Annotated in this window: 4 protein-coding genes; 3 read left to right on the top strand and 1 reads right to left on the bottom strand. The window is 63.8% G+C overall.

Annotation, left to right across the window (positions count from 1 at the left end; all coding sequences use genetic code 11):
• Positions 1–218: 218 nt before the first annotated feature.
• Entirely contained in the window at positions 219–3,395 is a 3,177-nt protein-coding gene (locus WBR68_RS05595) for an Rne/Rng family ribonuclease (protein WP_230693676.1), read from the bottom strand.
• A 524-nt stretch (positions 3,396–3,919) separates the two neighbouring features.
• On the opposite strand from WBR68_RS05595, the gene WBR68_RS05590 reads away from it, so the two are divergent.
• The 3 genes from WBR68_RS05590 (at position 3,920) to msrP (ending at position 6,692) form a co-directional block, all read left to right on the top strand.
• Complete coding sequence (locus WBR68_RS05590) at positions 3,920–4,882, top strand: RluA family pseudouridine synthase (protein ID WP_230693675.1); 963 nt, start codon at positions 3,920–3,922, stop codon at positions 4,880–4,882.
• Between the two features lie 2 nt (positions 4,883–4,884).
• Positions 4,885–5,550, top strand: coding sequence for an HAD family hydrolase (locus WBR68_RS05585; protein WP_050447624.1), 666 nt, complete (start codon positions 4,885–4,887; stop codon positions 5,548–5,550).
• Positions 5,551–5,729: 179 nt separating this feature from the next.
• Positions 5,730–6,692 (top strand): protein-methionine-sulfoxide reductase catalytic subunit MsrP, encoded by a 963-nt coding sequence (msrP, locus tag WBR68_RS05580; protein WP_050447692.1) that lies wholly within the window; start codon positions 5,730–5,732, stop codon positions 6,690–6,692.
• Positions 6,693–6,698 lie beyond the last annotated feature (6 nt).

Below are 6,698 nucleotides of genomic sequence, written 5' to 3'. Positions count from 1 at the left end.
TGAACTGCTCGTCGTACTTTGCCATGCAAAAAACCCCCGAAGGATGGATCAAAGTCCAACTTTCGGGGGTCAGTTCATCGCCGAGGGTTTTTTTTCGTCTAGCGGCCTTGGCCTTGCGGCTTACATCCCGCATTTATATCGACCGTTTGTCGGCAGGGCTGCGACAGGCAAAAAAAAACCGCCCGCTTTTATGCGGGCGGTTTTTTTGGGGTTGCGGCTTAGTGGCGCGTTTCGACTTGAACCAGCGGTTCAGTCGATACGGCTGCAACCGGCTTGCGTTCACGGCCCAGACGGGTAGGCGTGTGTGCCGCGGCGATGCGCAACTGGGTTTGGGCGTGACGGTCCGGATCGGTTTCCACCCATTTCAGACCGGCGGCGTTGACCACGTCGTGCAGGGCTTGAGCCTTGGCCGACGGCGCCGTTGCGGGCATCACGATGGGTTGGGCATCGGCGGCTGGCGCGGGTGCCGCCACAACGGGTTCAACCGCGGCGGCTTGCACCGGCTGCTCGGCGGGGGCTTGAACCGGAGCAGCGGCTTCCACGGCGACCGGTTGGGTCACTTGAGGAGCCGTTTGCACAGGCAGCGTCACCGGTTCGACGGCGGCTTGCTCCGGCTCGGCCTTGACGGCTTCGGCGGGCGTTTCCGCTGCGCTGGTGACAGGTGTCGTTGCCGACGTTTCAACCGGGGCTGCAGCAGCGGTATCAACGGTGGCTTCAGCCGGGGTTTGGGCCGGGGGTTCAACCGGAGTTGTGACCGGAGCCGCAACCTGAGTCCCTGCGGGGGCAGCAACGGGAGCGTCAACCCGTGCTTCAACCTTGGCCGTTTCAACCGGCTGGGCTTCAACGACCTGGGCTTCCGTCACCTTGGTTTCGACGGCTTGCGTCGGCGCCGTGGCGACAGGGGCGGCTTCGATCGTGGCAGCCGGAGCGGAGGCTACCGGGGCCGTCGTCACTGCGGGAACCGCGGCATTGTCGGCTTGGTCGGCGGATTCATCATCCGAGCCTTCGTCCTGTTGCTCGTCGCTACCGGCCAGGCCTGCTTCGTCCTGGCTGCGGCGGCCACGACGGCTACGGCGGCGGCGGCGCTTGCGTTCCGGGTCGGCTGCACCTTCGGCACCTTCGGCCATGGGGATGCCGTCAGCGGTTTGCTCTGCGGTGTCAGCGGCGTCGGTCGAGGCGTTGGCGGCGGGCTTGGTGTCGGGTAGGGCGGTCGCGACGGACTGCGCCAGCGCGGCTACCATGCTTTCCTGTTCGCTCATCGGCGCGTCGGACTGCCCCTCTTCACGGCGGTTGCGGCCACGGCCACGGCGGCGGTTACGGCCAGCGCCGGCGTCGTCGCCATTGGCCTGGTCAGCCTGGTCGGGGCGGTTGGACGCCAGGGCGGCTTGCGCTACCTGGCCGTCGCGGTCGCCACGGGCTTCGTTGCGGTTACCGCGATCGCCACGTTCGCCGCGCTCGCCTTCACCGCGACGGTTGCCGCGAGAGTGGTGACGGCCGCCTTCGCTGGCTTCCGCGCCTTCGCCACGCGATTCGCCACGGCGGTTGTTGCGGTTGCGGTCCGAACCATGGCGTTCGCCACGGCGTTCCTGGCCGTCATGGCCAGTGCGGCCCTTGCCGCGGCCGGAGGCGGTGCGCTTGGCGCTGTCTTCCGTGGTGGCGGGGGCCGGCTTGGCGGCTTCGGAGCCACCGGTCAGCCAGCCGACCAGGCGCTTGAACAAGCTTCCCAGGCCACCGGTGGCGGCCGGAGCGGCGGGGGCGGCGGCAGGAGCGGCGGGCGTGGAAACCGGGGCGGGTTGCGAGGGCGTAATGCCCTTGACCAGCGCTTCCGGGCGAGCCTTGATCTCGCTTTCGCGCGGCTGCCAGGGGGCATCCGTGGCGGGCGCTTCAACCAGTTCGAAGCTGGTCTTCAGCTCTTCCAGTCGCGGATCATCGTGGCGCAGGCGCTCGATGTGATGGTGCGGTGTTTCCAGATGCTTGTTCGGGATCAGCATCAGGTTGACCTTCAGGCGGGCTTCCATCTTGGTGATGTCGGCGCGCTTTTCGTTCAGAAGGTAGGTGGCGACATCCACCGGCACCTGGGCGTGGACCGCCGCGGTGTTTTCCTTCATCGCTTCTTCTTGCAGCAGGCGCAACACGTGCAGGGCGCTGGATTCGGCATCGCGGATCACGCCCGTGCCGTTGCAACGCGGGCAAGTGATGTGCGAGCCTTCGTTCAGGGCGGGGCGCAGGCGCTGGCGCGACAGTTCCATCAGGCCAAAGCGCGAAATCTTGCCCATTTGCACGCGGGCGCGGTCGAAATGAAGGGCATCACGCAGGCGCTGTTCAACGGCGCGCTGGTTCTTGCTGTCTTCCATGTCGATGAAGTCGATGACGATCAGGCCGCCCAAGTCGCGCAAGCGCAACTGGCGGGCCACTTCGTCGGCCGCTTCGGAGTTGGTGCGCAGTGCGGTTTCCTCGATGTCGGCGCCGCGCGTGGAGCGCGCGGAGTTCACGTCGACGGAAACCAGCGCTTCGGTGTGGTCGATCACGATGGCGCCGCCCGAGGGCAGTTGCACCGTGCGCGAATACGCCGTTTCAATCTGGTGTTCGATCTGGAAGCGCGAGAACAGCGGGATGTCGTCACGGTAGCGTTTGACGCGCTGGACATTGTCCGGCATCACCACGCTCATGAAGGCGGTGGCCTGGTCGGCGATCTCGTCGGTATCGATCAGGATCTCGCCGATTTCGGGCGAGAAATAATCGCGGATGGCCCGGATGACCAGGCTGGATTCCAGATAGATGAGGATCGGCGCGGAGTTGTCGCGGGCAGCGCCGTCAATGGCGGTCCACAGCTGCAACAGGTAGGACAAGTCCCACTGGAGCTCTTCGACGTTGCGGCCGATGCCGGCGGTGCGAGCAATGATGCTCATACCCTGGGGCAGATCAAGCTGCTCCATGGTGTCGCGCAGTTCCTGGCGGTCTTCACCCTCAACGCGGCGCGAAACGCCACCGCCACGGGGGTTGTTGGGCATCAGAACCAGGTAGCGGCCAGCCAGCGAGATGAACGTGGTCAGGGCTGCGCCCTTGTTGCCGCGCTCTTCCTTTTCGACCTGAACGATCAGTTCCTGGCCTTCGCGCAGCGCATCCTGGATGCGGGCGCTACGGACGTCGACGCCTTCCTTGAAGAAGCTGCGAGCCACTTCCTTGAAGGGCAGAAAGCCGTGACGGTCTTCACCGTAGTTGACGAAGCAAGCTTCCAGGCCGGGTTCGATCCGGGTAATGACACCTTTGTAGATGTTGCCTTTGCGTTGTTCGCGGCCGGCAGTCTCGATGTCGAGGTCGATGAGTTTTTGCCCATCAACGATAGCGACGCGTAATTCTTCCTGATGCGTCGCATTGAACAGCATGCGCTTCATGAGAGGGTTTCTCCGTTGTCATGACGCGCCGATATCGGCGCGTGACCTCGGGTCACTCGGGCTGCGGCTGAAGCGGGCAAGAAATGCGGACCGTACCTGGGCGGCGCCCAGGCGTATCCGCCGCGGGTCAGGCGGGCACGTCGTGCCGTGGGGCACGGGGTTCTGTCAGCAGGAGGGTCAGCTTCACTGAATGTGGTTTGACGGAAAAATTGCTGTGAACGGCAGTTGCGGTCGGATTGGTTGCCTACACGCAGCTGGTGCTTTAAATATGCGACGATTCTTGCAGTGCTTCAGAGCCGCTTGCGGCATGCAACGGACCTGCTGGGACAGCGGGCAAAGTGAATGCCACACCACTATCCGGCAGGGCGCGGTTGCGCCGGCGACCAAGAGACCCAGGGGTTGAATCAGCAGGCAGTACAATGGCGGCCCGCGCGCTCGACGGAGTTGCGTACTTGTTTGCATCTCTACGCCAGGCGGCTAGTTCAGCCCCTTAAGGCTGTCCCGATTATATGTCGCTTTCCGCAATGCGCAAAGAAACTTCCTCCCCCATATCCCCCTCTAAAGCCGCCCCCGCCGTCCGTATGGTGGAGGTCGATGGCGAACACGCCGGCCAGCGTCTGGACAACTTCCTGATGCGCTTGTGCAAGGGCGTTCCCAAAACGCATATCTATAAAGCCATCCGTGGCGGCGAAGTGCGCGTAAACAAGGGACGTATCTCGGTCGACTACCGCATCGTCGAAGGCGACATCGTCCGCATTCCGCCCTTGCATTTGCCTGATCCGGGCAAGCCCCGCCCCGTGCCGGGCGCGGAATTTCCGATCGTGTTCGAAGACGATGCGCTGCTGGTCGTGGACAAGCCGGCCGGTGTCGCGGTGCATGGCGGCAGCGGCGTGTCTTTCGGCGTCATCGAACAACTGCGCGCGGCGCGGCCGGACGCCAAGTTTCTTGAACTGGTGCATCGCCTGGACCGGGAAACGTCCGGGCTGCTCATGGTGGCCAAGAAGCGCAGCGCCTTGCTGGCCCTGCACGCCATGCTGCGTGAAGGCAAGGGCGACAAGCATTACCTGGCCCTGGTCGAAGGCGACTGGGTGAACGACCGTCAGCACATCAAGCTGGGCTTGTCCAAATGGACGACGCAGTCCGGCGAGCGCCGCGTCAAGGTGGACCCCGATGGCCAGACCGCGCACACCATCATCACGCTCAAACAGCGTTTCGGCCGTTACAGTCTGGTCGACGCGGAACTGCGCACGGGTCGTACCCATCAAATTCGGGTGCACTTGGCGGCCAGCGGCTTTCCCATCGTGGGCGACGATAAATACGGCCATGACGACGTGCGCGCTGAATTCTCGCGGATGGGGTTTGGTCGGATGTTCCTGCACGCGCATCAATTGACCTTGGCCCATCCGGTCACGGGCGAGCCGATGACGCTGACGGCCGAGCTGCCCCCTGCCTGCCAAAAATTACTGAAACAACTGGAGTCGGTCTGATTATGTCGTCGTATTCGCTGGTTGTTTTTGATTGGGATGGCACCCTGATGGACTCCACGCACAGCATCGTGGCCGCCATCCAAGGCGCCTGCCGCGACCTGGAACTGGCGGTGCCCTCGACGTCCGAGGCAAGCTGGGTGATTGGTCTGTCCCTGGAAAGCGCATTGCGTCGCGCCGTGCCGGAACTGACACAGGCCATGATGCCGCGCTTCCTGGAACGCTATCGCACGCACTATCTGCTGCGCGATCCCGAACTACGCCTGTTCGACGGCATTCCTGAGCTGCTGACCGAACTGGCCGGCCAGAATGTGCGCCTGGCCGTGGCGACCGGCAAAAGTCGGGTTGGCCTGACCCGCGCCCTGGCCGCGACCGGTCTGGGGCCCCTGTTTGACGCCACCCGCACGGCCGATGAAACCTTCAGCAAGCCGCACCCCGCCATGTTGCATGAGCTGATGCAGGAACTGGACGTGGAGCCTGACCGTGTGGTGATGGTGGGCGACACTTCGCACGACCTGCAGATGGCGGTCAATGCGGGGGTGCATGGGCTCGGGGTGACATATGGCGCCCACACCGTAAAGGAGCTTGAGGGTTGCGCGCCCCAGGCCGTGCTGGATAGTGTGCCGCTCGTGCGCGATTGGCTATTGCCCCGCGTGTCGGCAAGCGCCTGATTGGCGTATGGCCAGGGTGGATGGCCTGAAGGCGGGCCGGGAACGTCTGTCAGCGCCACGGGTCAATCTGAATATGCCCAGCCGCTGGCGTGCCGCCGCGGAATATCATGGGGCGGCGCAACGTCTATGTGTTGCGCAGGGTGCTGCCATGGCTGGACTGTGCCAAACCGGAGACCACGATGTTGATACGCAAGCCCGACGATATTCTTCCGTCCGAAATCACCGATGAGGCGGTTTGGCGTTCGCGCCGCGAATTGATGCTGCGCGCCGGAATGACGGCGGCTGCCGTGGGCCTGTCCGGCTGGGCCTCTCGTAGCGCCTTCGCGCAGGACGCCGGGGCCTTGGTCGGCAAGTCGAACGCCGCTCTCAGCGTGATGGATAAGCAAACCTCGCTGGATGACATCACCTCCTACAACAACTACTACGAATTCGGGCTCGATAAAGGCGATCCTGCCGCCAAGGCTGGCAAATTGCAGACCCGGCCCTGGAGCGTTAGCGTCGAGGGTGAGGTCGGCAAGCCGCGTACGTTCACCATCGAAGAACTGCTCAAGCTGGCGCCGATGGAAGACCGCGTCTATCGCCTGCGTTGCGTCGAAGGCTGGTCCATGGTGATCCCCTGGGTGGGTTATTCGGTGTCGGAACTGCTCAAGCAGGTCGAACCCACGGGCAACGCCAAATATGTGGAATTCGTGACAGCGGTGCAGCGCGAGAACATGCCTGGCGTGCGCGCCGGCGTCCTGGACTGGCCGTATGTGGAAGCGCTGCGCATCGATGAGGCCATGAACCCGCTGGCCATGCTGGTGTTCGGCCTGTATGGCAAGGTCTTGCCCAACCAGAACGGCGCGCCCTTGCGGCTGGCCGTGCCATGGAAGTACGGCTTCAAATCGGCCAAGTCCCTGGTGAAGATCCGCTTGGTGGAAAAAATGCCGGTGTCGTCCTGGGTCAAGGCGGCGCCGCAGGAATATGGCTTTTACGCCAATGTGAACCCCAATGTGCCGCATCCCCGCTGGAGCCAGGCAACCGAGCGCCGCATTGGTGAGGGCGGGCTGTTCACGCCCAAGCGCAAAACCCTGATGTTCAATGGCTATGGCGAGCAGGTGGCCTCCCTTTATCAGGGCATGGACCTGAAAGCGAATTATTGACCGCGC

Origin of the sequence: Achromobacter sp. JD-1 (assembly GCF_038594925.1) — a bacterium.
Taxonomy (GTDB): domain Bacteria; phylum Pseudomonadota; class Gammaproteobacteria; order Burkholderiales; family Burkholderiaceae_B; genus Achromobacter; species Achromobacter spanius_C.
Note: the sequence above shows the minus strand (reverse complement) of the source record. Positions and strands in the feature narration are given on the sequence as shown.

Excerpts from the sequence above, each read along its gene's own strand:
- WBR68_RS05595 (WP_230693676.1), bottom strand. The coding sequence starts at position 3,395 with ATGAAGCGCATGCTGTTCAATGCGACGCATCAGGAAGAATTACGCGTC.
- WBR68_RS05590 (WP_230693675.1), top strand. The coding sequence starts at position 3,920 with ATGCGCAAAGAAACTTCCTCCCCCATATCCCCCTCTAAAGCCGCCCCC.
- WBR68_RS05585 (WP_050447624.1), top strand. The coding sequence starts at position 4,885 with ATGTCGTCGTATTCGCTGGTTGTTTTTGATTGGGATGGCACCCTGATG.
- msrP (WP_050447692.1), top strand. The coding sequence starts at position 5,730 with ATGTTGATACGCAAGCCCGACGATATTCTTCCGTCCGAAATCACCGAT.